Genomic DNA, 25,016 nt, shown 5'->3' with positions numbered 1-25,016 from the left:
AACTTCAAAAATGACACTTTTCCTTAAATCCTGGCGCGTTCCTGGCGCACAATAAAAAACACCTACGCGTTTTATCGTGTAAGTGTTTGATTTTCAGGTCTCCCCGGTAGGATTCGAACCTACGACCCGATGATTAAGAGTCATCTGCTCTGCCAGCTGAGCTACGGAGAGAAAACGGGCGCAAAGATAAAAATAATAATTGAAAGGAGAGAGGAAAAAGGAGAAAGGAGAGAGGAGAAATAGATAACATTGATTGGCGGGAGCTTGATTTTAGGTAAAAGCAGCGCTAATCAGGGCAGATATGCTATATTTGTGAGAAGATATCATAGTATGGCCCATCGGAAGATAAAAGATAAATCGGCATTGCACGTCCAAAAGGGGATTGAACAACCCCCCCGGGTCAGTGATTCGGCGGTCAGCAAGTTCAAGGAAATCTCTCAAACCAAGCTGGATGTGGAGGACTATGTGGCAGGGATCCGGGCCAGGAACCGTGTCATACTGGGTAAGGCCATTACCCTGGTCGAAAGCTCGCTTCACAGCCACCAGCTCATGGCCCAGCAAGTCATCAACGGCTGCCTGCCATACACAGGTAAGTCGGTACGTGTTGGCATCACCGGCGTTCCGGGAGCCGGTAAAAGTACGTTCATCGAGGCGCTGGGCAAATACCTTACCGGACAGGGCCGCAAACTGGCCATCCTGGCCATCGATCCCAGCAGCCAGCGGTCAAAGGGCAGCATCCTTGGCGATAAGACCCGCATGGAACAGCTCTCGGTGGATCCCAACGCCTTCATCCGCCCTTCTCCCTCGGGAGGATCGCTGGGAGGTGTGGCACGCAAAACCCGCGAAACGATCATCCTGTGCGAAGCCGCAGGTTACGATACCATCTTCGTGGAAACCGTCGGCGTGGGCCAGTCGGAAACGGCAGTCCACTCGATGGCCGACTTCTTCCTGCTGCTGATGATCCCCGGTGCAGGCGACGAACTCCAGGGAATAAAACGGGGGATCATTGAAATGGCTGATGCCATCATCATCAATAAAGCCGACGGTGATAACCTGGCCCGTGCAAAACTGGCTGCCTCCGAATATAAAAATGCGCTCCACCTGTTCCCACCCTCCGGCTCCGGATGGGTGCCGCGCGTGGAATTGTGCTCTGCCCTGAACAATACGGGCATCAGCGCCGCCTGGGATATGATCACCGAATATGTAAAATTTACGAAAAACAGCGGCTTTTTTGAAAATAAACGCACCGATCAGCTGCGGTTGACATTGTACAACACCCTGACCGATCAGCTCAACGATGGCTTTTATAACAATGCGGCGGTAAAAGAAAAATTACAGGCGATCGAAGATCAGATCGTAAATTCCGGGATCAATGTCTATGACGCCGCTCAGCAACTGATCAGCCTTTATTTTCTGTCGGTCAGGGAGTGAGACGGTAGAACCTCTTCCGGAGATAATCATACAATTCACTGGTCCTCAGGTGAATGGTGCTCGGACCTGTGCGGATATAGAACCGTTCCTCTCCGTTGTGCTCCAGGTAAGCAGGAATATCGGCCGGACTCACATCGATGCGTAGAAGTTCTTTCTGATCAACGCTGTCGGGATAACAGCTGATGAAGCTCATATGGTTCATGCTGATGCGGTCGGTCACCAGTCTGGTCAGGTGCAGCATCATCCGGTCGTCACTGGGAAACTGATCGGCTTCCAAGCCGATGACGTTCGCTTGGTCATCTATTCCCACCAGCAGGGTCCCGCCTTCGGTGTTGAGAAACGCGGCAAGCGTTTTCAGCACGGCGTGCTCGATCTCCTTGTCAAATTTTCCCGTATGAAGGTTCATACGAAGCGTGGATTTGAATTCCAGCCGTTCCCCTTCGCCCTGCATCAGCAGGTAGCGCGTAGTGGTCATCAGCGTCGACCGCAGGTAACCCACGACCTTGGCAGCCAGGGAGCGCTGGAGTTTCATGGCTACCGCAGGGCTCACCTTCGAGGGATCATACAGATCGCTGCCGTGCAAAACAACAAGCTCCACGTCCGTCAGTGCCCTGGCTGAACCGGTACGGATGCTCTCATCAATGAAAGCCACCTCCCCGAACGATTCACCCGGGCCATAGGTCCTGATCTGCCGCCCCGACAACTCAATCGTTACCTCTCCTTTCAGGATGAAATACAGGCTACCGCCGGGATCGTTCTCATAATAGATAGGCTGCCCGGCCCTGTAAGCCGCCTCGTGAAGCAGCGAAATCAAAATCCCGATGTCCTCAGACGACAGATGCTTCAAAACATCCATCTTTTTCATTGAACCGGAAAGATCGTTTGACATCTTGCAACAGGGTTTTCGTAATTGACAGGAAAATCAAGATATGTCATGTCTGCTTCTCATTTGCATCATCGTCCCCTGTGGTGGTGTCGGTTTCATTCTTCCTTTTAAGAAGGGAGAAAGCAACACTGATCCCCAGGATCAGGACTATGATGATCAGGGAATGGATGGTCTCAAAGCCGATCTCTTCCAGGGGATGGTGCAACAGCATTTTCAGTCCGATGAAGACCAGCAGGAAGGCAAGGCCATGTTTCAAATAGCGGAAGCGGGTCATGAAGTTCATCAGAAGAAAGAAGAGTGACCGCAAACCCAGAATGGCAAAAATATTCGAGAAAAAAACAATAAAGGGATCCTTTGTCACGGCAAAAATGGCGGGAACGGAATCAACTGCAAAGATCACATCCGTGAATTCGATGACCAGAAGCACCAGGAAAAGAGGGGTCAGGTAGAACACACCACCCTTCCTGATAAAGAACCGGTCGCCGACCTGCCGCGGATAGACCAGAAAATAACGCGAGGTGAAACGGACGACGGGATGATGATGGGGATCGATCTTTTCTTCCTTATTACGGTTGAGGAACATAAAGATACCGGTGACCACCAGAAAACCCCCAAAGATGTAAAGGATCCAGGCAAATCGCGCGATGAGGGCAGCACTCACAAAGATGAAGACGAACCGCATGATGATCGCTCCGAGAATTCCCCAGAAAAGTACCTTTTTGTAGTACTTTTTGTTCACCCCGAACGAAAGGAATACCATCAGCATCACAAAGACATTGTCGACCGACAGGGAATATTCAATCAGGTAACCGGTGATGTACTCCAGACCCATGTTGCTCCGGTACTTTGCCAGTGCCAGGGCAATGGTCATATCGTCCGTGATCTTGACGGGATGCTTGTATTTGGCAATGTGGGCTTTCAGAGCCTCCAGGTCAGTGATGTTCCTCAAGCCATGAATCAGATCACCGTAAAAAATCAGAAAAAGATAGAACAGGATGGCCAGGCTCACCCAGACAATGGTCCAGGTGAGGGCTTCCCTGAAGCTGATGACATGGGAGTGCCTCCCGATGACCTTCAGGTCAAGGAAAAGAATGCCCAGGATGAAGACCAGGAACAGGATAAAAAAGATGCTTTCTGCCGAGGGATGCATGCCAAATTCGATTGCCCGCAAAATTAACGAAAAAGGAAACAATCCATGATCGAAAAAGTTTGGTCAATTCCAGTGTATGATAAGATTTCGTACCTTTGCGATCCTTTTACCCTACCCCTGCACGAGGTTGTGTCAAAAGTCATTTTACACCACAAAGTCGTGAAGTCGCTAAGAATAAGAATATTGATTATGAGGACTTTGCGTCTTTGCATCTTTGCGGTTTTCATTATAATAATCCCTTTTGACACAACCTCACGGGGGAGGGGTACATTAAATTCAATATTGAAACATCCCTCCGGGGGAGGGGTCATCATCAAACATTATGGAACCACAATTCAGCCTGAGCCCGAATCCGCTGGTACAGTATCTTGACAAACCAGCTGAAGAATTCACCAAAGCCGATATCATCCGGTACATTGAAGAAAATGACATCGAACTGATCAATTTCAGATATGCCGGTGGTGACGGTCGTTTAAAAGAACTGAATTTCGTTGTCACGAGCCTCGAACAGCTCGACCAGATTCTCTCAATGGGTGAACGGGTGGATGGAAGCAGCCTGTTCAAACATATCCAGGCAGGATCGAGTGACCTATATGTCATACCCCGCTACCGTACAGCCTTTCTGAATCCTTTTTCGGAGATCCCGAGCCTGGAAATCCTGTGCTCCTTCTTCGACAAATACGGGAATCCCTGGGCTGATGCACCCCAGCATATTCTTCACAAAGCACATCAGACCCTTCAGGAACGAACCGGCTTTAAGCTCGAATCGCTGGGTGAGCTGGAATATTATGTGATCAGCGCGCAGGATGACCTGTTCGAAGCGGGTGATCAGAGGGGATATCACGAAGCAGAGCCCTTTTCCAAATTCAGTGATTTCAGGAAAGAAGCTATGCTGGCCATAGCCCAGTCGGGCGGGATCATGAAATACGGACACTCGGAAGTGGGGAATTTCACCATGGACGGCCTGATCTATGAACAGAATGAGATCGAGTTCAATCCGGTGCCGGTGGAAGATGCCGCCGATCAGATGGTGGTGGCCAAATGGATCCTGCGAACCCTGGCGCAAAAATACGGGTATACCGTCACCTTCGCCCCGAAGATCACCATCGGGAAAGCTGGCAGCGGACTCCATATCCACAACCGGCTCATGAAAGGAACCGGGAACGTGCTGGTCAAGGACGGACACCTGAGCGATATCGCCAAACGATTCATCGCGGGTATGCTTGACCTTTCCCCATCCCTGACTGCCTTCGGAAATACCAACCCCACGAGTTATTTCCGGCTTGTCCCCCACCAGGAAGCGCCGACCAACATTTGCTGGGGCGACCGGAACCGCTCGGTGCTGGTCAGGGTGCCGCTGGGGTGGCGCAACAATGTGAACATGGCCCGGATTGCCAATCCCCTGGAAAAAGATGAAGAGGTGAATTTTTCAGAAAAGCAGACCGTGGAATTCCGCTGCCCCGACGGATCCGCCGACATCTACCTGTTGATGGCCGGCCTTGCCGTGGCAGCAAGGCACGGACTTGAAATGCCCTCTGCCCTCGAGATGGCAGCAAAGACCTATGTGGATGTGGATATTTTCAAAACAGAAAACCATCACAGGGCCAAAGAACTGGAGCAGTTACCAGCATCCTGCTGGGATTCAGCCCAAGCCCTGGCCAGGCAGCGAACCATCTATGAACAGTACGGGGTGTTTTCCCCTACCCTGATCGACCGGGTGATGCTTCAGCTGAAAAGCTATGAAGACGAAAACATCAGGGAACAACTCTCCACCCACCAGGAAGATCTGATCAAACTGGTCGACCGGTTCTTCCACTGCGGATGATGAACTAAGTCTTTAGTTCATTGATTCAAAAAAAAGAGATCAAAAAGAACATTCAGGAATCATTCAGGATCGTCATCCTTTTGGGTGTCCTTATTGATATCCGCGTCTGTATCCTTTTTCTGGTCCTTATCCGATAGTCTGAACTGGATGGGCAGGGTCATCTGGACCTTGACGGGTACTCCCTCATTTTTACCGGGATCCCAGTCGGGCATCGCCATGATTACGCGAAGGGCTTCCTCATCACATCCGCTGCCTATCCCTTTCATGATTTTACCATTGGTTACCTTGCCTTTTTCATTGATCAGGAAGGAAATGTAAACGGTGCCCTGGATCCCCTGTTTTTTTGCCCCTGCGGGATAGGTGATATTCCCGGAGATATATTGAACCAGGGCATCCTGGCCTCCTTTAAATGCCGGGGGCTCATCAACCTTCGTGAAAACCGAGTCATCCTGCGTCAACGGAACGGAACCCGCTGGCCGAACAATGTCAGGACCCATAGAAGAAGCCTGAGATGCCAGCCAGCCAGCCATGGCACCCTCCGGTTGTTCCCAGCCCAGGGCCTGATCCAGGTAACCCCCTGATACATCGGAAAAAACAAGAAATAAAAAAGCCATGACCGGAAGGATGGCTACGATCTTCCACCGGGTGTGCGGAAGTGATTTCGACCTGTTCATCATGATAAACCTCCTTTTTAAAAGTGAATGATTAAAATGGTTCGTCACAGAGCCGGCAATAAAGCCGGTTCCAATTTGCAGCAAAACGTACTGGTAAGCCTGCTTATCGTCCGACTGCCTGATCACCGCTTCATCGGCGATGTATTCATGGATATGTTTCATGGATTTCCGGTACAACCAGATGAAAGGATTGAACCACTGAAGGATGGTCAGTATTTCAATCAGGAGAAGGTCAACGGAGTGCCATTGGCTGACATGTATCTTCTCGTGCATCAGCATCTCCGATGCCTCCTTTGAACGATAATGTTCCCGGGTAATGAAGACGTACCTGAAAAAGGAGAAAGGTGACCCGCTGCCTTCAGGCAGAAAAACGATCTTCATTCCATCGTGCCGGGCATACCCCTCCGACCGTATGATCAGCAATAGCCTGGCAATCCGGATCAAAAAGCCCGTAAGGGCAACGATAGCACCTGCTGAATACAGGACCATCAGGAATTTAAATGTCCCGCGATCATCGGGCAATGCATGTTCCGCCCATCGGGAGCCGACCGAAATCGTATCCACTATATAACTGTAACTTTCAGGCATACCCGCCAGGTCAAGGTTCAGGCTGAGCAGCGGAATGAAAAGGGATAGCAGGGCCGTGAGCAGCAGGTAAAAACGGTTCATGGCAAAATGGGTGTCCTTTTTCAGGAAGATGCTGTATACCGCATAAAATGACCCCATGCACAGCGATGCATTCACCATCAGATATAACCAGCTAGTGCTCATCACGTTTGCTTTTCTCGTTGATTCTATGTTCCAGTAACGATTTTATCTCCTCCAGTTCCGACATGCTCAACTGCTCTTCCCTGGCAAAGAAGGAAGCGAGGGAAGCGTATGAACTGCTGAAATAATCCCTGACAAACCCTTTCAAAAACCTCTGCATATATTCTTTCTGCGTGATCAGGGGATAATACTCATGCGACTTTCCAAAAACCCTGTGCCCTACGATCTTCTTCTTCTCCAGTATCCGCACAATAGTCGAAACCGTATTATAAGCCGGGCGAGGTTCCTCCATTTCATTTAGGATATCTTTGACATACCCTTTCCGTATCCTCCAGAGAATGCGCATGATCTGTTCTTCTGCCCTTGTCAGTTCTTTCATGAAAAGAAACGTTTTTAGCTTCTTTATATAAACTAATAATTTAGTTAATTCGTATGTAAAACTACAACTAAAATCTTAGTTATGCAACTTTTTTCCTCAAAAAATTTATCGCCTTACTAAATTAAAGGTTAATTTATTCAGCTTCATCATATTATGGTTTAGTTTTTAGAATCTGCCTGGATTTTTGTTTTTTGGATTTATAATTTTTTAAAAAAACAGGGTAACATTTTCATCTTTTCCGGATTAACCATTGACAACCCCTACCAAAGTGGTAAAGGGTGCCAGGGTGGAAACCGAAAAACCCCGAACAGAGTAGGTGTGATTTAATTGAATGGAGAGGGGATGAACTATGAAAAGATTGATCATTACATTTATGGGATTGTTCTTTTTGACAGGACCTTTGTTTGCCAGTTACAATGCTCTGGCGCCAGGCGATCCGTCGGGCAGCATGGGCAAAAAGGTCAAGATCACTTTCTGGATCGAATTTGGGAGAAAATCCCGGAATTGTGAAGGATTTGGCATCTGTGACTGGGGATTGACAATGACCTTGGATGAGGCAGTGCAAAAGATGACGGTAACAAAAACAGGCGGAGAGGGTTATTTTGATGATGATGGCAGATTCGTGATGGAGTTTTTTAGAAAGTACATGCTGGAGGAAACTGCCACTACCTATTTCAGAAATGAATTCATCGTCGGGGAGAACGCCAGCATCCCACAGGAGATCCTTCGTAAGCTGGATCATCCAGGTGACTATGTCATCAAAGCGGGAACCTATTCTGTAAGGCAAACCGCTGAGAGTATCGTCGTAACATTCTAATCCTATGATGATTCCTTGCAGCTGCCCGTTTCAGAATCAGGAAATCCCTGAAAAAACGGGCAGCTGTTTAACCTAAATCCTGCTGATATGAAAAAAATTTTAATTCTGTTTGCTGGTATCCTGCTGGTCATTAGCGTATCCTGTACACGCACATTGATGTTCTTTTCGGGAGGGCACATGCCCCGGTATGAAACCCCTGAGAGCATAACATCCTATGCGCTGAAAGCCGGTCTCAGAACCGATAATATTTACGTCTTCAGAGATACATCCGCATTTAAGGCCGCCATCCAGTCTATCGGCAAACTTCCTGACATTGATTTCTATGACCGTCACGGTTTTAAAATGAAGGTCAAAAATCCGGACGACTGTCATAAAACGGTTGACAAGATCATTGACTCCCTGAGCCTTCAACAACCGTACCCGCTGGATTCCACGAGCCGGTTATCGGATCTGACCTCGGAGCTATGCAATTTGGACGGCAGCCCGTGGAATATGGATCAATCCATCGCTGCCGATTTCACCGTGGCCATCTACTGGGCCACCTTTACTGGAAACACGAATAAAAAGAGCCCCCGGGTGTGGGAGGAGAAGCTATATGAGAAAGGGAAAACACTGGGGATAAGGATTCTCAAAGTAAACTTCGATTTCCAGGAATTCTGGGAATCAGACTGATCGTTCTGGTAATCCTGGGCAGCCACCTTCCGTCCTCCGGACTGTTGTGCCAGGTCGTACAGAAAGATTCCACCTGGAAAAAGCAGCAGGCCTGGAAAAAGGAGTGGCTGCTGAAATCGCTTCAGATCTCCGGCTCCAGCTCGGATCTCAACTGCCGGCTTTCATTCCTCACGCTTTCACAGCTTCCAGGCAAAAAAAATCATTTCCTGAACAGGATAACCGGCGATGAAGAACTTGAATATACCTACTTCTGGTCGAGAAAGGGATTTACGGTCACCCTGAAAATGATCAGCGAATTCGGATGCATTTATTTTCCGGACAGCCTCTTTTACAAACAAAAAGATATCCAGACCTTTCGGTATGATCTGTCATCAAGGGTTAAGAAAAACTGGCAAATCAGCCTGAATGCTTCTGCCAAAACTCCGGTCTATCCCATGGTTGCCTTCAGCCTCAAGGATTCTGCCAACCAGGTCACGCTTTTTACAGGCTCATTGCTGACACCCTTGAAAATGATCATCAGCGCGGGGATCAAGCTGACCATCCGGGAACTGGGCAGTGTTTACGCTGGCCTCAGCAGCCTAAAGGTGGTCTATGTCCTTGATCAACAAATCTTTACCATGCTGGGGGTGACCAGTTACAATGGGGTTGAACAGGGCAACAGATGGTATTATGAGTATGGATTGAGTTCCTCCTTCGACCTGGAGAAAAAGCTGACCCCGTATCTCCACTGGCAATGCCATCTTGAGGGTTTCCTGGCCAGGAACGAATCCCTTGACCTGTTGCTTAAAAACCTGTTTTCGATAAAAGCTGGCAAATCAATGAATGCAAACCTTCAGTCACGGATTGTGTATGACCGGGGCATGACTCCGGAGTTTCAGCTGGAAAACCAACTGAGCGTAGGATTTGTGATCCGGCTTTCCAGGTAGGCAGTCTACTCGTATTTTATCGCATCGACCGGATTTGAAACCGCGGCCCTGTAGGAATGAAAGCTGATGGTAATCAGGCCTATGGCGAAAGCAATGATACCTGCGATCAGAAAGGATGTCCATCTCATCCTGTCATGATAGATAAAGGTGGAATTGATCCAGGCGTCGAGTTGCCACCATGCAAACGGGATGGCCAGTACAAAAGCGATCAGGATCAGCCCTGAAAACTCCCTGATCTGAAGATTCAGGATCTGGCCGACAGAGGCTCCGTGCACCTTTCGCAGTCCAATCTCTTTCGTCCGCTGTTCGGCCATATAGGACGACAACCCGAGCAATCCCAGCAAGGCAACGAAAATGGTCAGGTAAGTAGCAATCCGAAACAACTTACCCAGTTTTTCCTCAGCAGTGTACATTTCATCCATGGTCTGGTCGAGGAAGGTATAATCAAACGGACGTCCGGCCCCGAACTCGTGCCATTTGGACTCAATAAAATCAAGCGTCTGACGGGTACGATCCCCGTTGATCTTCATGGTAAGATAATATCTTGGCTGATCCCTGAGCATCATCATCAGGGGTTCGACCTTGTTATGGAGCGACCGGAAGTGAAAGTCTTTCACAACACCTATTACCTTCAGTGACCTTCCCACGCTGTCAATAATTTTACCGGTGCTGTCGATATCAAATCCCCAGTGAATTTTCTTGCCCAGTGGATTGTCCCCCCATCCCATTTCCCTCACGCAGGTTTCATTGACCAGCATGGCCTCTTCCAGGTCGGTTCCGGATTCTTTGCTGAAGTTCCTTCCCTGCGCCAGTTCCATTCCATAAACATCCAGGTAACCTTCGTCAACCTGGGCAATGTTGATGGTATGTTCCACCATCCTGTCTTCTTTTTCCACCAGGACCACCTGGATCCACTGGATCCTTCCGGGTGTCCCTGTCGCATTGGTCACACCCAGGATATCGGGGGATGAAAGCAATTCCTCCCTGAGTGTATTGACCTTGTTCCTGAAGGCAGTATCCTGCATTTCTACAACCAACAGGTTATCCTTCTTAAAGCCCAGGTCTTTGTTCCGGACATACTTCAGCTGACCGGAAATGACGATGGAAGAAATGATCATCAGGGTCGCGATGAAGAATTGAAATACTACCAGGCCTTTCCGAAGCCTTCCCCTCTTTCGTCCCGAAGAGGTGACGGCACCTTTCAGGGCATTGACCGGCTGGAACGACGAGAGATAGAACGCAGGATAGCTGCCTGCCAGAATGCCTGTCAACAGGGCAATGCCGAGAAGAATGAGCAGGAGCTGCGGCTGCCTGAAGATATTGAAGCTGATCTGCTTTTCGGAAATCTGGTTGAAATCAGGTAAAAGAACGATCACGATCAAAACAGCGATGATCAGGGCAATAAAAGTCAACAGCAACGACTCGCCAAGAAAGTGACTGATGAGTTGTTGTTTGCCGGCGCCCACCACTTTGCGCATACCCACCTCCCTGGCCCTTTTCACCGACCTGGCTGTGGCCATGTTCATGTAATTGATGGAAGCGATCAGGATCATAAAAATCGCGACCACCGAAAAAATGTAGAGATAAGACCTGTTACCGGTCGGGAGGTCCGCATCCAATCCATTGGCAAAGTGAGTCTTCACCAGAGGGGTCGACAGGAAGGTACAACTTGCGTTGATCTGATCGCCGATCGGCCGCATGTATTTATCGTAAAAGGGACCAAACTTATCGTGGATGCTTTGAATACTGGCATTTTCATTCAGGAGCACATAAGTATATACGCCTATGTTCCAGAAATTCACAGGTTCCATGCTGTTGAACCGCTCAGCCCCGATCTCCTTTGCAATGGTTGCTGCTGAGATCAGGGCATCGTACCGAAGGTGTGAATTGAAAGGAAGATCCCGGATCACACCGGTTACTTTGTACGAACGACCGGACCCTGACGTCATAAACTCACCGATGGGATTGGCATCCCCGAAGTACTTCCTGGCAGTTTTTTCGGTCAGAACGATGGTTTGTGGCTCTGTTAGAGCCTTATAGGGACTTCCCTGGATAAATTCAATGGTAAAAACATCAAAAACAGTGGAATCCGTGAAGTAGAAATTGCTCTCGTAGTATTCCTTTTCCTTGTATCTCATCAGGGTATTGCCATCACTGGTAAACCGTACGAAAGTTTCCACTTCCGGAAACTCCAGTTTGAAGGCGGGTCCCATCGGTACCGGCACGATCGCAAAGCGGTCATTCTTGCCGGAGATCGTAAAGTCGGATTCAAGTCTGTAGATCAATTTATGCTTTTTGTTATGCTTGTCATAGGTTGACTCGTCCCTGACATACAGGTAGATGATGATAAATGCAGCCAGCCCGACTGACAATCCCAGGATGTTCAGGAGGGCGTGGAATTTATCCCTTTTGATGGAACGAAACGTGGTTTTAACAAAATTCCAGAGCATGAACTGATATTTTAGGAAGATCGTACTGAATAAAGAACCTGTTGCATTTTTATGTTACCGGATATTCTCCGTGATAAGCTGTCCATCAAAAAGCCTTATGATGCGCTGGCTGTATTCTGAATCGCGCTGTGAGTGTGTGACGATGATGACGGTTGTACCGTTTTTATTGAGTCCGTCGATCAGGTTCATCACTTCTTCCCCGTGCGAGGAGTCGAGGTTCCCGGTAGGTTCATCGGCCAGGATAAGTTTAGGATTGGCCACCACGGCCCTTGCCACAGCCACCCGCTGCTGCTGTCCCCCGGAAAGCTGCTGGGGAAAATGCTTCCTGCGATGGGTGATCTGCATCTTTTCAAGCACTTCCTCTACCCTCGCCTTTCGCTCCCTGGCATTGTAATTCAAGTATATCAAAGGTAATTCTACGTTCTCAAAGACCGTGAGCTCATCGATCAGGTTGAAGTTCTGGAAGATGAAACCAATATTTTCTTTCCTTAACTTGGCTCGTTGACGTTCCGTAAAATCTGCGACTTCCTGACCGGAAAAATAGTATCTCCCTTCCGTGAGATTATCAAGCAGGCCAAGAATGTTCAGCAGGGTGGATTTCCCGCAGCCCGACGGTCCCATGATGGCCACAAACTCACCCGTTTGAATTTCCAGACTGACGTTGCTCAATGCGATGGTCTCCACTTCATCGGTACGGAAGATCTTGGTCAGATTTTCAGTTTTAATCATTTTTTAAAGGATTTAATATGTGACGTTTTCATGGTAAAATGGTTACAAGCCTGACGGATCATTCATATTTCAACGTTTTCACCGGCTTTGTCCTGTACGTTGACAATGCTTTATAAACGCTCACCAGCGTGGCGATGAACAGGGCGAAAAGTCCTGCCAGAATAAAAACTTTCCAGTCCGGACGGATCTGCACTGTAAAATCATTCAGCCAGTTCCTTACAAGCAGATAAGTCAGGGGAAATGCGATCACCACTGAAACCAGGACCAGATAATTCAATTCACGGCTGAGCAATTGCACGATATGATAACGTGATGCACCCATGACCCGTCGTATGCCAATCTCTCGGGTCCTCTGATCAGCCACATAGGAGGCCATCCCATACAATCCCAGGATGGAAATGAAGATGACCAGCAGTGTGAAAATGGCAGACAGCTTGCTCACGATCAGCTCATCACGGTACAGGTTTTCAAGTTCATTTTCCAGGATGAGGAATCCGAACGGCCTGTCAGGTACAAATTCGTTCCATGCCTTTTCGGTGTGATTGATTGCTTCTGTTAACTTTCCCGGCTGGGAACGGACAACAATGTATTTCCGGTAATCAGGAATTCCATAAGCCATCTTGTCCAAACTCAGTACTAGGGGAGTGATCCCGGAATGCAGCGAAGATGCCTGAAAGTCCCTGAAGACGCCGATCACTTTTTCACGTCCCATATAGGTGCGGAATTTTTTTCCAAGCGCATCCTCATTGGATCCCCAGTTCAGGTATTTCACCATGGCCTCATTGATCATGATCCCTTCTTCCGCATCGGCAGGACTTCCCTCTGAGTAGGCACGTCCTGCCACCACCTGTATGTCAAAGGTTTCAATGAAATCCTCATCGATGATCAGGGCCGGATAGAACTGCCATTGATCCGGCGGGAAACCCTCCGGACGAAATTCATGGGTATTGTAATCAGTACCAATGATATAATCCGAACTGGTCACTGAAAATATATCAGGAGAGGAAAGCAGCCTGACTTTGAATTCATCATACTGCTGGTTGATGGGATTGAACACCACCGGCAGGTAAGCAATGTCTTTCTTCCTGAAACCAAGGTCAGATCCATTCAGGAGATCCAGCTGCCGGTACATGAAGATCGTCCAGATGATCAGTGTGATGGAAATGGTAAACTGCAGGATGATGAGTATTTTCCGGGCACTCACCCCAGCGTGGCCCCGTTCAGGATCACCCCGGAGCACCCTGGCCGGCTGAAACGATGAAAAGTACATGGCAGGGTAGATACCCGCGATGAAACCCGTCAAGACCGTCATCAGCAATAACAGTGAAAGCTTTTTCGGATCGAGAAAATAGTCGCTGGTCACATTTTTTCCGGTAAAATCATTGAAACCGGGCAGCAGAAATTCCACCATGGCCAATGCAATGATCAATCCGATGATACTGATCACGACTGATTCAGTAATAAATTGAAATACAAGTTGTTTTCTGTAAGAGCCCAACACCTTCCTGATGCCGATTTCCCTTGAACGTTTGGCGGCCATCGCAGTGGATAAGTTGACGTAATTGATGAAAGCGATGATCAGCAAAAATCCGGCGATCGCTCCCAGGATCCGGATGGAGATGATGTTGCCGTTGGACTCGATCTCATAATCCAGGTCCGACTTCAGGTGGATATCCGTCAGGGGCTGCAGGTACAGTGAAATGTGCGCCTTTTCCGCGTCATAGAAGTACTTGTTCACAAACTGCGGCAACAACGTCATAAACTCATCCTTATCCGTGTTTTCCTTCAGCAAAATGTAGGTCCAGAACGGATTCCATACCCACGTCTGAGGTTCTTTTCCTTCGTAAAACACAGTGGGCATCGAGATCAGCATATCATAGGTGAAATGGGACTGCGGAATGGGATCGCCAATGATCCCTTTCACGCTAATGGAGAACATGTTTTCAACTTTCAGCGATTTTCCCATGGGATCTTCTGATCCAAAATACCGTTTTGCCGTGGATTCGGTGATCACCACCGAACCAGGGGCGCTCAGGGCGGTTGCAGGATCACCCTGAACGAAGGGAATGTCGAAGACCTGAAACACGGTTGAATCAGCGAAAAAATATTTGTTTTCCCTGAATTGCTTGTCGCCGTATGCCATGAAATAGGGAGACAGCCAGTTATTGAAAAGCCTGACCACGGTTTCGATCCTGTCGGGATATTCAGCCAGAAGGTGAAAGGCCAGGGGGGCAGGCGAACTGGACGACTCTTCACCGATTCCCTGAAAATCATACTTGTTGATGACGCGGTAGATTCTCTCGGCATTCTTATGGTGTTTGTCGTAGGACGTCTCATCGATGATGTACAGCGAAATCAGAATGAAACTGGTCAGTCCGATGGCCAGGCCAAGGATATTGACTACCGTATACAGCCTGCGTTTGGCCATATTTCTGAACGCTGTTATGAGATAGTACCTGAACATCGGCACCGGATCGTATTTTTTATTTGAAAACAAGTTTTTCTTTATCACCGAAAGGTTCGTAGGAGGATACGATCACCTTTTCACCTTCCTTCAGCCCTTCAAGAACCTCATAAAAATACGTATTCTGGCTTCCCAGCCTGATGGGACGCCTGATGGCAAAATCACCGGAGGGGTCCACAACATAGATCCAGTTCCCACCCGTGGTCTGAAAGAATCCGCCCCGTTTAATGATGAAGGCCTCCGTGGGGCGACTGAATTCCAGCCGCAGCTGAATGGTCTGTCCCCTTTTGATGTTTTCAGGGTACTCGCCTGTAAATAACAAATCCACCGGAAAAGAGCCACCTGAAACACCGGTATAAATTTTATGCACGGCCAGCTGATATGTTTTGCCACTGAAATCCATCTCTGCTTCCTGCCCGGTGTATACTCTCGAAACGTATCGTTCATCAATGTTCGCCTGCAGTTTGAATCCGTCCTGAAGGTCAATCTGTCCGAGGTGTTCTCCCTGGGATTTGGTCTGACCGATCTCAACATTAAACGAAGAAAGTTTCCCGTCAACCGGTGCCTTTATGTATAGAAGTTCCAGGTTCTTATGCAGCAGGCCCATGTTGTCGTACATACGCCGGATCGACTGCTGGATCTGCTTTTCCTGGTCCACACTCGCCAGTGAGTCAAGGCGTTGCAACCTGAGGGAGATCAGTAACTGCTTCAGCGTGAAATCATAATTCCTTTGGGCATCTTCGTACTCCTTGGTGGAGATCAGGCTGTCGGAATAAAGGACTTCCGTCCGTTTGAAATCTTTGGTAGTCTGGTCGATTCGATACTGCAAATCGACGATCTCCTGTTGCCGGAAGATCTTGTTTCGTTCCAGGTCGATCTTGGAATTCTGGAGATTATTAATGGCTTCCACAATCCGGGTCTCAGTTTCCATGAAACTCAACTCCATGTTCGGATTGGACAGCTTGAGAATGGGATCTCCTTTTTTCAGCAACGCCCCGTCTTCCACGAAGACCTCCTCCACAACGCCACCCTGGACAGCATCAATGTAAACGGTGCTTTTGGGATAGACGATTCCGTCGACCGGAATGAATTCCTGAAACTTATCCCGCAGTACTGAAACGATGGATAGCTGACCGGGATCAACGTACATTCTGGAACGGGTATCCCGTATAAAAACAAGGTGGATGATCAGGTAAGCAAATGCCACACCTGCAAGGATTATAATGATCCTTGCAGGTGTCCACTTTTTTTTCTGTAAAGGTCTGTCCATCCGTAATTTCTTTTCAGATTATTCGTCAAATAGCGTGGAATTTTAACGAAATCTGTGCCATATGTCATAATAAACTGATTTTCTTTAACATAACAGCACTTAGGTATCATAGTGTACTTTTTGTTGTTCAATATCGTTCATTCGTTGTACATTTACGTACAATTTAGCTGCAAGCTGCAAGCTACAAGCTGCAGGCTTGAAGCTACAAACTAGTACCTTGTAACTTGCAGCTTGTAACAAAAGACAACCCCTCCCAACGAACAGAACCATGGATAAACTCGATGCAAGGATTCTCATTGTGGATGACGATGAGGATGTTTTACTGGCTGCAAAACTTTTTCTGAAGCAGCATTTCAACATTGTTCACACCGAAAAAAATCCGGAAAATCTGCCGGTGCTTCTGAAGAACGAAAGCTACGATGTGATCCTTCTGGATATGAATTTTTCGAGGGATGCCACCAGTGGCAAAGAAGGATTTTACTGGTTAAGCAAGATCATTGAGATCGATCCGATGGCGGTGGTCATTTTTATCACCGGATATGGTGATATTGAGCTTGCAGTTCAGGGGATCAAGGAAGGAGCGACCAATTTCATTCTCAAGCCGTGGGACAATAAAAAGCTGCTTGCCACCATCACGGCCAATCTGCAGGTCAGGCAATCCAAACAGGAGCTGGAAGATCTGCGGTCGCGCCAGAAAGTGCTCATTGCCAACCAGGACCAGGGATTTGGAACATTGATTGGCCAGTCGCCTTCCATGGAGAAAATGATGGCTGCCGTTGAAAAAGTTGCCCGAACAGATGCCAATGTTTTGCTGCTGGGTGAGAATGGAACGGGAAAGGAGCTGATAGCCCGTGCCATACACCGTGCCTCGGTGAGAAAAGATGAAGTGTTCATCAGTGTTGATCTGGGAGCGATCAGTGAAACGTTGTTTGAAAGCGAGCTGTTTGGATTTAAAAAAGGGGCGTTCACCGATGCCCGGGAAGACAGGGCCGGCCGGTTTGAAGCAGCAAACAAGGGTACCATCTTCCTCGATGAGATCGGTAACCTGTCGTTTGGCCTCCAATCAAAGCTCCTGAGTGTCATTCAGAACCGGAATGTCACCAGGATAGGCACCAATAAAGAAATCCCCATCGATGTCAGGCTACTGTGTGCCACCAACATGCCCCTTTACCAGATGGTCAATGAAGGTAAATTCAGGCAGGATTTACTTTACCGGATCAATACGGTCGAGATCATGATCCCTCCTTTACGTGAACGTGTCGAAGACATACCGTTGCTGGTGGATCACTTCCTGGAAATTTACTGCAAAAAGTACAAGATCCCTTTAAAGAAGCTGAATCCCGCGACACTAAAACGGCTGGAAAAGCATTTCTGGCCTGGTAACATCCGGGAGCTGCAGCATGCCGTTGAGCGGGCGGTCATCATGAGCGAATCCGGTACGCTCCAGCCGCAGGATTTCTTCATGTCGCAAGTGGATGATCCGGACGGTCAGGATACGATCATACCTTCCACCAATCTTGAAGAAACTGAAAAAATGCTGATCAGGAAGGTCGTCGACAAACACGGGGGCAATATCAGTAAAGCAGCCAAGGAGCTTGGACTGACAAGGGCTTCCCTTTATCGTAGAATCGAAAAACATGGTCTATAGAAATTTCCGCTTCCTGGTCATCCTCCGGGTGGCGTTATTGGTGGTTACCATAACCGTTCTGGCATTTTTACTCCAGGAAGCCCGGCATTTAATCACCTCCATTATCCTGTGCGGCGTGGTCCTGTTCCAGATCGCCGACCTGATCCGGTTTGTTGAACGAACAAACATTAAACTCACCCACTTTCTGGAAAGCATCCGCCATGCCGATTTCAGCACTTCATTCTCCGATCCGGGGATGGGAAAAAGTTTCCAGCAGCTGAACCAGGCGCTGAACGAGGTCATTAACAACTTTAAAAACACGCGGACTGAGAAGGAAGAACAATACCAGTACCTTCAAACCCTGCTGCAGCACGTCAGCATCGGTGTGATAGCATTTCGCAGGGACGGCAAGGTTGATATGATCAACAATGCATTGAAACGCCTGCTTGGGATCAATGATCTCAAACATCTTTCCGAGCTGAAGAAAGTGAAAGAAGACCTTCCGGAACACCTTCAATCCATGAAGTCGGATGATAAAACCCTGGTCAAGCTGTTCATCCATGACGAATTCCTTCAGGTATCCGTTTATGCAACGGAATTCCGTATGAGGGGGGAGGACTTCAAGCTGGTTTCCCTGCAAAACATCAGCTCGGAGCTCGAAGAAAAGGAGATTGAATCGTGGCAGCGCATGATCCGGGTGCTGACCCACGAGATCATGAACTCGATCACACCCATCTCTTCCCTGGCCGTCACGGTGAATGAGATGCTGTTTGACCTCACCGGCGATAAACCGGATCTGAAGCCGCTCGACCCTGAAGGCATCGGCGAGGTCATCTCTGCCCTGAAGACCATCGAGGGCCGAAGCCAGGGGCTGCTCAATTTTGTCGAGATCTACCGCAACCTGACCCGCGTACCCAAGCCCAACTTCAGGTATTTTCCAGTCAGAGAGCTCTTCGACAGGAACCTGCTGTTGCTCAAACCCAAACTTGACCAGCTCAACATACGCTGTTCATGTGTGGTCACTCCGGAAAACCTGATGCTGACGGCCGATCCCGATCTGGTGGACCAGGTGATCATCAATCTGGTACTGAATGCCATTGACGCCGTGAAAAACAAGGAGAACCCCCAGATTACAGCCCGTGCCCTGACCAGCAGCAGCGGAAGGGTGATCATTGAACTGATCGATAATGGTTATGGCATCAAGCCGGATATCATTGACAAGATCTTCATGCCATTCTTCACATCCAAAAGAGACGGGTCAGGGATCGGGCTAAGCCTGTCGCGGCAGATCATGCGTCTGCACAAAGGGATGATCTCGGTGAAGTCGCTGCCGGGAGAAGGAACGACATTTACACTGACGTTTTGATGAAGGATGAAAAATGAAAAGTATCAGATGAAGAATATTTTTCACCAGAGATCTTTCATTCTTCATCCTTTATTTTTAATTATTACAAACATGATGAACAAAATCATTTATCTTTTAATCTTTTTCGCTGTACTTTCTGCACCTGGCTGCAGGAAAAAGCAAAAGCCTGCCCCTCCGCCGCCACCTGCGATGGAGGAAAAGGTTGTTGTACCGGAATTCAATGCTGACTCGGCCTATCATTTTGTTAAAAAGCAAGTGGATTTTGGCCCCAGGGTTCCCAACACGGAGGCGCACCGGAAGTGTGCCCGGTACCTGGCAGATCATCTGCGCCGGTTTACGCCGCATGTCATCGAGCAACAGGGAAAAGTGCGGGCTTATGACGGCACCATATTGAATTTCAATAACATCATCGGGTCGTTCAACCCCGATGTGAAAGCGAGGGTGCTGCTCTGTGCCCACTGGGATTCCCGTCCCTATGCTGATCATGATCCCGATCCCTCGCTGCGGAGGAAACCCATCGACGGGGCCAATGACGGCGCCAGCGGTGTGGGGGTGTTGATGGAAATAGCCCGGATGGTGAGCAAACAATCACCGCGCGTGGGGATCGACATCATCTTCTTTGATGTGGAAGACTACGGCCCGCCGGAGGATAGCCAGATCCAGAGTGGTAATGATTTCTGGGGAATGGGATCGCAATACTGGTCAAAGAATCCCCACATCCCTGGATATATGGCCCGGTTCGGAATCTTGCTGGACATGGTCGGAGCCCCTGATGCACGTTTCCCAATGGAAGTTTTCTCCAATTATTATGCACCGGATATTCTGCGCAAGGTCTGGAGCAAAGCGCACCAGATCGGTTACACGGATTATTTTCCGATGGAGGAAGGGAGCATGATCAATGATGACCACTACTACATCAATACCATCCGGCGCATACCGACCATTGATATCATCCACCTCGATCCGGGTTCTGCGAACGGAAGCTTTTTTGATTACTGGCACACCACCGGCGACACCTTTGATAAGATCGATCCCTTCACATTAAAGGTTGTCGGGCGAACCGTGGCGGAGGTGATCTATGCGGAGAATTAGACAAATTCCAAATTCCAAACCTGCTTCCCGCTTCCTGCATCTCAGGTCTGAAGACCTGGGAATCCGAAGACCTGCAGACCGTCAGAGCAACTCACTCGCCAGGTTTGCCAGCTCCGAACGTTCACCCTTTTCGAGGCGAATATGCGCATAGATCGGATGATTCTTGATCTTGTCGATCAGATAGGAAAGTCCGTTGCTTTGCGAATCAAGATAGGGCGTATCGATCTGGTAAATATCCCCTGTAAAGACGATTTTGGTATTTTCACCTGCGCGGGTGATGATGGTCTTCACCTCGTGCGGGGTGAGGTTCTGGGCCTCATCCACGATGAAATAGACGTTCGATATGCTCCGCCCGCGGATATAGGCCAGGGGCGTGATCACCAGTTTTTCATTCTGAATGCAGTCGGTGATCGTTTTGAATTCCTTGTCCTTTTCACTGTACTGGTTCTGGATGAACTTCAGGTTATCGAACAGCGGCTCCATATAGGGATTCAGTTTCGATTTGATGTCGCCCGGAAGATAACCGATGTCCTTGTTGCTCAGAGGGACGATGGGCCGTGACAGAAAGACCTGCTTGAAGTTCCTCCTTTGTTCCAGTGCTCCGGCCAGGGCCAGCAACGTTTTGCCCGTACCGGCCACTCCCTGGAGCGTAACCAGCTTGATCTCCGGATTCAATACGGCGTGAAGTGCGAACACCTGTTCGGCATTCCGGGGCGTAATCTTGTAAGCCGACCGTTTTTCGACACGTTCAACCCGCTGGGTAAGCGGATTGAAATATCCTAATGCCGACGTGACGGTATTCTTCAGAATGAAATAATGGTTGGGGATCGGATCTTTGATTTTCAGGTCTCTGGGTGTACAGTATCCCTTCTGGTAAAGCGAGTCGATGACTTTTTTGGAAAGGTTCTCGATCAGTGTCTTGCCGGTATACAGTTCCTCGACGTTCTTGATCTTACCGGTTTCAAAATCCTCGGCCTGCAGATCGAGGGATTTGGCCTTCAGCCGCAGGTTGATGTCCTTGGTGACCAGAATGACTTTACGGTCAGGATAGTCCCTGGTCATGACCAGGGCGGCATTGAGTATCCGGTGGTCGGGTTTGTTGTCGCCAAAAACCTCCCGGGCATCCAGCTGGCTGGATTCATTCATCACGACCTTGACACTTCCGCTGTTGGGTGTCCCGAGGGGTATCCATTCGCGAAGCGTGGAATATTCGGAAAGTTTATCCATGATCCGGATGAATTCCCGTGCTTCAAAGTTGATGATCTCGTTGCCCTTCTTGAAATTATCCAGCTCCTCCAAAACCGTAATGGGAATGGCTACATCGTTGTCTTGAAAACTGTGGATTGCATTGTGGTTGTAAAGGATCACGGAGGTATCGAGCACGAAGATCTTTTTCGGTCCTGATGTTTTTCGCGGCATGATATCAATTTTAATTCACAACTGACTTCCAGCAAAAATAGGGATATAGTCTTTGAAGAAAACGGGAGGTCATTCCCGAATATCAACAGGAGGGTGTTGATACCGGTAATTCGGCACAAGATCAAATCTAATTTTGATATTTGCTCTTTGCTCTTTGAAATTCCCGGGCAGGGTGCCTTTGCGTTTGCCACGAATCACTACTTTTGCAGTGAAACGATCCATCCTATGCCCTCCCAAAAAAAACTTTTTCTCCTCGACGCCATGGCCCTGATCTACAGAGCCTATTTTGCTTTCAGTAAAAATCCCCGGATGACCTCATATGGGATGAACACCTCCGCGATCTTCGGATTTGCCAACAGTCTTTACGATGTTCTGAAAAATGAAAAACCCACCCACATCGCTGTGGCCTTCGACAGCTTCGCCCCCACCCTGCGCCACGCTGAATTTGAGGAATACAAGGCAAACCGCGAAAAAATGCCGGAAGACATCGCCCGTTCCCTTCCTTATATCCGGCGGCTTTTGCAGGCCTTTCACATTCCCATCCTGGAAAAAGAAGGATATGAAGCCGATGATATCATTGGCACCCTGGCAAAAAAAGCGGAGGACAGGGATTTTCTCACCTTTATGATGACACCTGACAAAGATTTCGGACAGCTGGTCTCCGACAGGACACTCATCTACAAACCCGCCAGAATGGGAAATTCAGCTGAAATTCTCGGCAAGGATGAAATCAAAAACAAATACGAAATTGACGATCCTTCCCAGGTGATCGATATCCTGGGTCTCTGGGGGGATGTGTCTGACAATATCCCGGGGGTGCCGGGAATCGGGGAGGTGATTGCCAAAAAGCTGATCGGACAGTACGGCACCCTGGAAAATGTGCTTGAACATTCCGGTGAGCTGAAAGGAAAGATAAAGGAGAATGTTGAAACCTACCGGGAACAGGCGCTGCAGTCGAAACAGCTGGCCACGATCCTGCTGGATGCGCCTGTCGAACTCGATGAGGAGGAGCTGATGGTCACTGCACCGGACCTGGAAGAACTGAAGAAGCTCTTTGAAGAAATCGAATTCCGCACCTTCGCCCAGCGAATCTTTACAGATTACTCCCTTGAAAAACCTGAACAGTACCTTCAACAGGAGATCGTTCAGCCTGATCTGTTCACTTCAGCCGGACAGGAGATTCCGGAGCCGACGGCAACCGGTACCCTGAAGAACATTCATTCGGTGGAGCACAGGTACCATCTCGCAGATACCCCTGAACAACGGAACGAGCTGATCGGTATCCTCAGAGAATACGACCGGTTCTGCTTCGACACGGAGACAACCGGGCTGGACCCCAACGATTCACAGCTTGTCGGACTGTCGTTTGCGGTCAGGCCCCGGGAAGCGTGGTATGTTCCCCTGCCGCCGGTATGGGAGGATGCCTTTGCCATTCTCCAGGAGTTCAAATCCCTGATGGAGGATCCGGACATTGAGAAGATCGGTCAGAATATGAAATTTGACATTGCCATGCTAAAATGGTATGGCGTGGAGGTGAAGGGTAAAATGTTCGACACCATGCTGGCCCACTACCTTCTTCAGCCGGACATGCGCCATAACATGGATCTGCTTGCCGAAACGTATCTGAATTACTCTCCGGTTCCCATCGAAGCCCTCATCGGGAAGAAGGGGAAGAACCAGCTGAGCATGCTGGAGGTCGACACGGAGGTCGTTAAGGAATATGCCGCAGAGGACGCGGATGTGACACTTCAGCTCAAAAAAGTTTTCGAGCCCCTCCTTCAGAACGCTGGCACCCGGAAGCTGTTTGATGAAGTGGAGATGCCCCTGGTGCCTGTCCTGGCATCCATGGAAGCCGAAGGAGTCAGGGTGGACATACAGATCCTCAACGAGTACTCAGGACAGCTGGAGCTGGAGATACGGGAACTGGAAAAGATCATTTATGAACAGGCAGGTGGTGAGTTCAACATTGCTTCACCAAAACAGCTGGGTGAGATCCTGTTCGAAAAGCTCCGGATCATCAATAATCCCAAACTTACCCAGACCAAACAGTATTCGACTGGTGAAGATGTTCTGCTCAAACTGATCAATAAGCATCCGATCATTCAGAATATTCTGGATTACAGAAGCCTCACCAAGCTTAAGTCCACGTATGTGGATACCCTTCCCGGGCTGGTCAATCCCCGGACCGGCAGGATTCACACCACCTACAACCAGGCGGTGGCTGCCACGGGCAGGTTGAGCTCCAACAATCCGAACATGCAGAACATACCGATCCGGACGGAGAGAGGTCGCGAGATACGGAAGGCCTTTGTGCCCAGGAACAAAGATCATGTACTTCTATCGGTCGACTATTCTCAGATCGAACTACGGATCATCGCTGCAATGAGCGGGGATGAAGGAATGATCGAGGCGTTTCGGACAGGGCAGGATATTCACGCAGCCACTGCAGCAAAGGTCTATGGGGTGGACCTTGAACTTGTTTCGAAAGAAATGAGGCGAAACGCCAAAACCGTTAATTTTGGGATCATCTATGGAATCTCCGCTTTCGGGCTGGCCGAACGCCTGGGAATTCCTCGGAGGGAAGCTGCAGCCATCATTGACCAGTATTTCCTTCAATATCCGGGCATCAGGGACTATATGGACAAAACCATTGCCTTTGCGCGGGAAAACGGGTACGTGGAAACGATCATGAAGCGCCGCAGGTACATCCGGGATATCACCTCCGCAAATGCGGTCGTGAGGGGGTTTGCCGAGCGAAACGCGATCAATGCACCCATTCAGGGCTCCGCAGCAGATATGATCAAGATTGCCATGATCAACATTTATAACGAGATGCAAAAAATGACGCTGAAATCCAGGATGATCCTCCAGGTGCACGACGAGCTCGTGTTTGATGTGCATCGAAGTGAAATCGATCGGATCAGGCCTCTTGTGGAAGAAAAAATGAAATCAGCCCTGCCTATGCAGGTTCCGGTCGAAGTGGAAATGAATTTCGGGGAGAACTGGCTGGACGCGCACTGATTCAGTCAGCAGTCAGCAGTCAGCGGTCAGCAGTAGGCAATAGGCGAATA

The 25,016-nt window shown here is 48.9% G+C and carries 18 protein-coding genes and 1 tRNA gene; 9 read left to right on the top strand and 10 right to left on the bottom strand.

The genetic code is table 11. The features are described 5' to 3' along the window. Positions 1–98: 98 nt before the first annotated feature. A tRNA-Lys gene (locus PKI34_01110) sits at positions 99–171 on the bottom strand. 159 nt (positions 172–330) lie between these two features. Between PKI34_01110 and meaB the strand changes: the two genes are divergently transcribed. Beyond that, a complete protein-coding gene (meaB, locus tag PKI34_01105) occupies positions 331–1,431 on the top strand; it encodes a methylmalonyl Co-A mutase-associated GTPase MeaB (GenBank protein ID HNS16403.1) in 1,101 nt (366 codons plus the stop codon). Here the strand turns inward: meaB and PKI34_01100 are convergent. Both PKI34_01100 and PKI34_01095 read right to left on the bottom strand, forming a co-directional pair. Next, positions 1,421–2,320, bottom strand: coding sequence for a putative DNA binding domain-containing protein (locus PKI34_01100; protein HNS16402.1), 900 nt, complete (start codon positions 2,318–2,320; stop codon positions 1,421–1,423). The genes meaB and PKI34_01100 overlap by 11 nt on opposite strands. A gap of 43 nt (positions 2,321–2,363) precedes the next feature. Then, on the bottom strand, positions 2,364–3,467 hold the full coding sequence (locus PKI34_01095; protein HNS16401.1) for a TerC/Alx family metal homeostasis membrane protein: 1,104 nt from the start codon (positions 3,465–3,467) through the stop codon (positions 2,364–2,366). Positions 3,468–3,789: 322 nt separating this feature from the next. Between PKI34_01095 and PKI34_01090 the strand changes: the two genes are divergently transcribed. Beyond that, a complete protein-coding gene (locus tag PKI34_01090; GenBank protein ID HNS16400.1) occupies positions 3,790–5,292 on the top strand; it encodes a glutamine synthetase family protein in 1,503 nt (500 codons plus the stop codon). A gap of 59 nt (positions 5,293–5,351) precedes the next feature. On the opposite strand, the gene PKI34_01085 is transcribed toward PKI34_01090, so the two are convergent. Further along, positions 5,352–6,737, bottom strand: coding sequence for a M56 family metallopeptidase (locus tag PKI34_01085; GenBank protein HNS16399.1), 1,386 nt, complete (start codon positions 6,735–6,737; stop codon positions 5,352–5,354). Continuing rightward, positions 6,727–7,113, bottom strand: a complete 387-nt coding sequence (locus PKI34_01080; protein ID HNS16398.1) for a BlaI/MecI/CopY family transcriptional regulator — start codon at positions 7,111–7,113, stop codon at positions 6,727–6,729. The genes PKI34_01085 and PKI34_01080 overlap by 11 nt, the downstream gene beginning before the upstream one ends. Positions 7,114–7,462: 349 nt before the next feature. Here PKI34_01080 and PKI34_01075 point away from each other — a divergent pair, with 349 nt between their 5' ends. The 3 genes from PKI34_01075 to PKI34_01065 all read left to right on the top strand — a co-directional run bounded on the left by PKI34_01075 (position 7,463) and on the right by PKI34_01065 (position 9,528). Next, positions 7,463–7,930: a hypothetical protein gene (locus PKI34_01075; protein ID HNS16397.1), complete on the top strand. Its 468-nt coding sequence runs from the start codon at positions 7,463–7,465 to the stop codon at positions 7,928–7,930. Between the two features lie 87 nt (positions 7,931–8,017). Further along, positions 8,018–8,602 carry a hypothetical protein gene (locus PKI34_01070; GenBank protein ID HNS16396.1) on the top strand — a complete coding sequence of 195 codons (585 nt, stop codon included), beginning with the start codon at positions 8,018–8,020 and terminating at the stop codon, positions 8,600–8,602. 44 nt (positions 8,603–8,646) lie between these two features. After that, a complete protein-coding gene (locus tag PKI34_01065) occupies positions 8,647–9,528 on the top strand; it encodes a hypothetical protein (GenBank protein ID HNS16395.1) in 882 nt (293 codons plus the stop codon). A gap of 5 nt (positions 9,529–9,533) precedes the next feature. Here PKI34_01065 and PKI34_01060 read toward each other — a convergent pair whose 3' ends face one another. From PKI34_01060 to PKI34_01045, 4 genes are read right to left on the bottom strand one after another with little or no spacing between them, the layout of a single operon-like run. Beyond that, the gene (locus tag PKI34_01060; protein HNS16394.1) at positions 9,534–11,978 is read right to left on the bottom strand and encodes an ABC transporter permease; all 2,445 of its coding nucleotides are present in this window, start codon (positions 11,976–11,978) and stop codon (positions 9,534–9,536) included. 54 nt (positions 11,979–12,032) lie between these two features. Continuing rightward, positions 12,033–12,707 carry an ABC transporter ATP-binding protein gene (locus tag PKI34_01055; protein ID HNS16393.1) on the bottom strand — a complete coding sequence of 225 codons (675 nt, stop codon included), beginning with the start codon at positions 12,705–12,707 and terminating at the stop codon, positions 12,033–12,035. Between the two features lie 58 nt (positions 12,708–12,765). Beyond that, positions 12,766–15,171 carry an ABC transporter permease gene (locus PKI34_01050; protein ID HNS16392.1) on the bottom strand — a complete coding sequence of 802 codons (2,406 nt, stop codon included), beginning with the start codon at positions 15,169–15,171 and terminating at the stop codon, positions 12,766–12,768. 19 nt (positions 15,172–15,190) lie between these two features. Continuing rightward, a complete protein-coding gene (locus PKI34_01045; protein HNS16391.1) occupies positions 15,191–16,441 on the bottom strand; it encodes an HlyD family efflux transporter periplasmic adaptor subunit in 1,251 nt (416 codons plus the stop codon). Between the two features lie 268 nt (positions 16,442–16,709). Here PKI34_01045 and PKI34_01040 point away from each other — a divergent pair, with 268 nt between their 5' ends. From PKI34_01040 to PKI34_01030, 3 genes are all read left to right on the top strand, one after another. Further along, positions 16,710–18,089 (top strand): sigma-54 dependent transcriptional regulator, encoded by a 1,380-nt coding sequence (locus PKI34_01040; protein ID HNS16390.1) that lies wholly within the window; start codon positions 16,710–16,712, stop codon positions 18,087–18,089. After that, positions 18,079–19,434 (top strand): ATP-binding protein, encoded by a 1,356-nt coding sequence (locus tag PKI34_01035; protein HNS16389.1) that lies wholly within the window; start codon positions 18,079–18,081, stop codon positions 19,432–19,434. The genes PKI34_01040 and PKI34_01035 overlap by 11 nt, the downstream gene beginning before the upstream one ends. Before the next feature lie 90 nt (positions 19,435–19,524). Further along, entirely contained in the window at positions 19,525–20,526 is a 1,002-nt protein-coding gene (locus PKI34_01030; protein HNS16388.1) for a M28 family peptidase, read from the top strand. Between the two features lie 81 nt (positions 20,527–20,607). Here PKI34_01030 and PKI34_01025 read toward each other — a convergent pair whose 3' ends face one another. Continuing rightward, on the bottom strand, positions 20,608–21,945 hold the full coding sequence (locus tag PKI34_01025) for a PhoH family protein (GenBank protein HNS16387.1): 1,338 nt from the start codon (positions 21,943–21,945) through the stop codon (positions 20,608–20,610). 225 nt (positions 21,946–22,170) lie between these two features. On the opposite strand from PKI34_01025, the gene polA reads away from it, so the two are divergent. Then, positions 22,171–24,966 carry a DNA polymerase I gene (gene polA, locus PKI34_01020; protein ID HNS16386.1) on the top strand — a complete coding sequence of 932 codons (2,796 nt, stop codon included), beginning with the start codon at positions 22,171–22,173 and terminating at the stop codon, positions 24,964–24,966. Positions 24,967–25,016: the final 50 nt, after the last annotated feature.

The organism is Bacteroidales bacterium (genome assembly GCA_035342335.1).
GTDB lineage: Bacteria > Bacteroidota > Bacteroidia > Bacteroidales > JAGONC01 > JAGONC01.
This window is presented reverse-complemented; position numbering and strand designations above follow the sequence as displayed.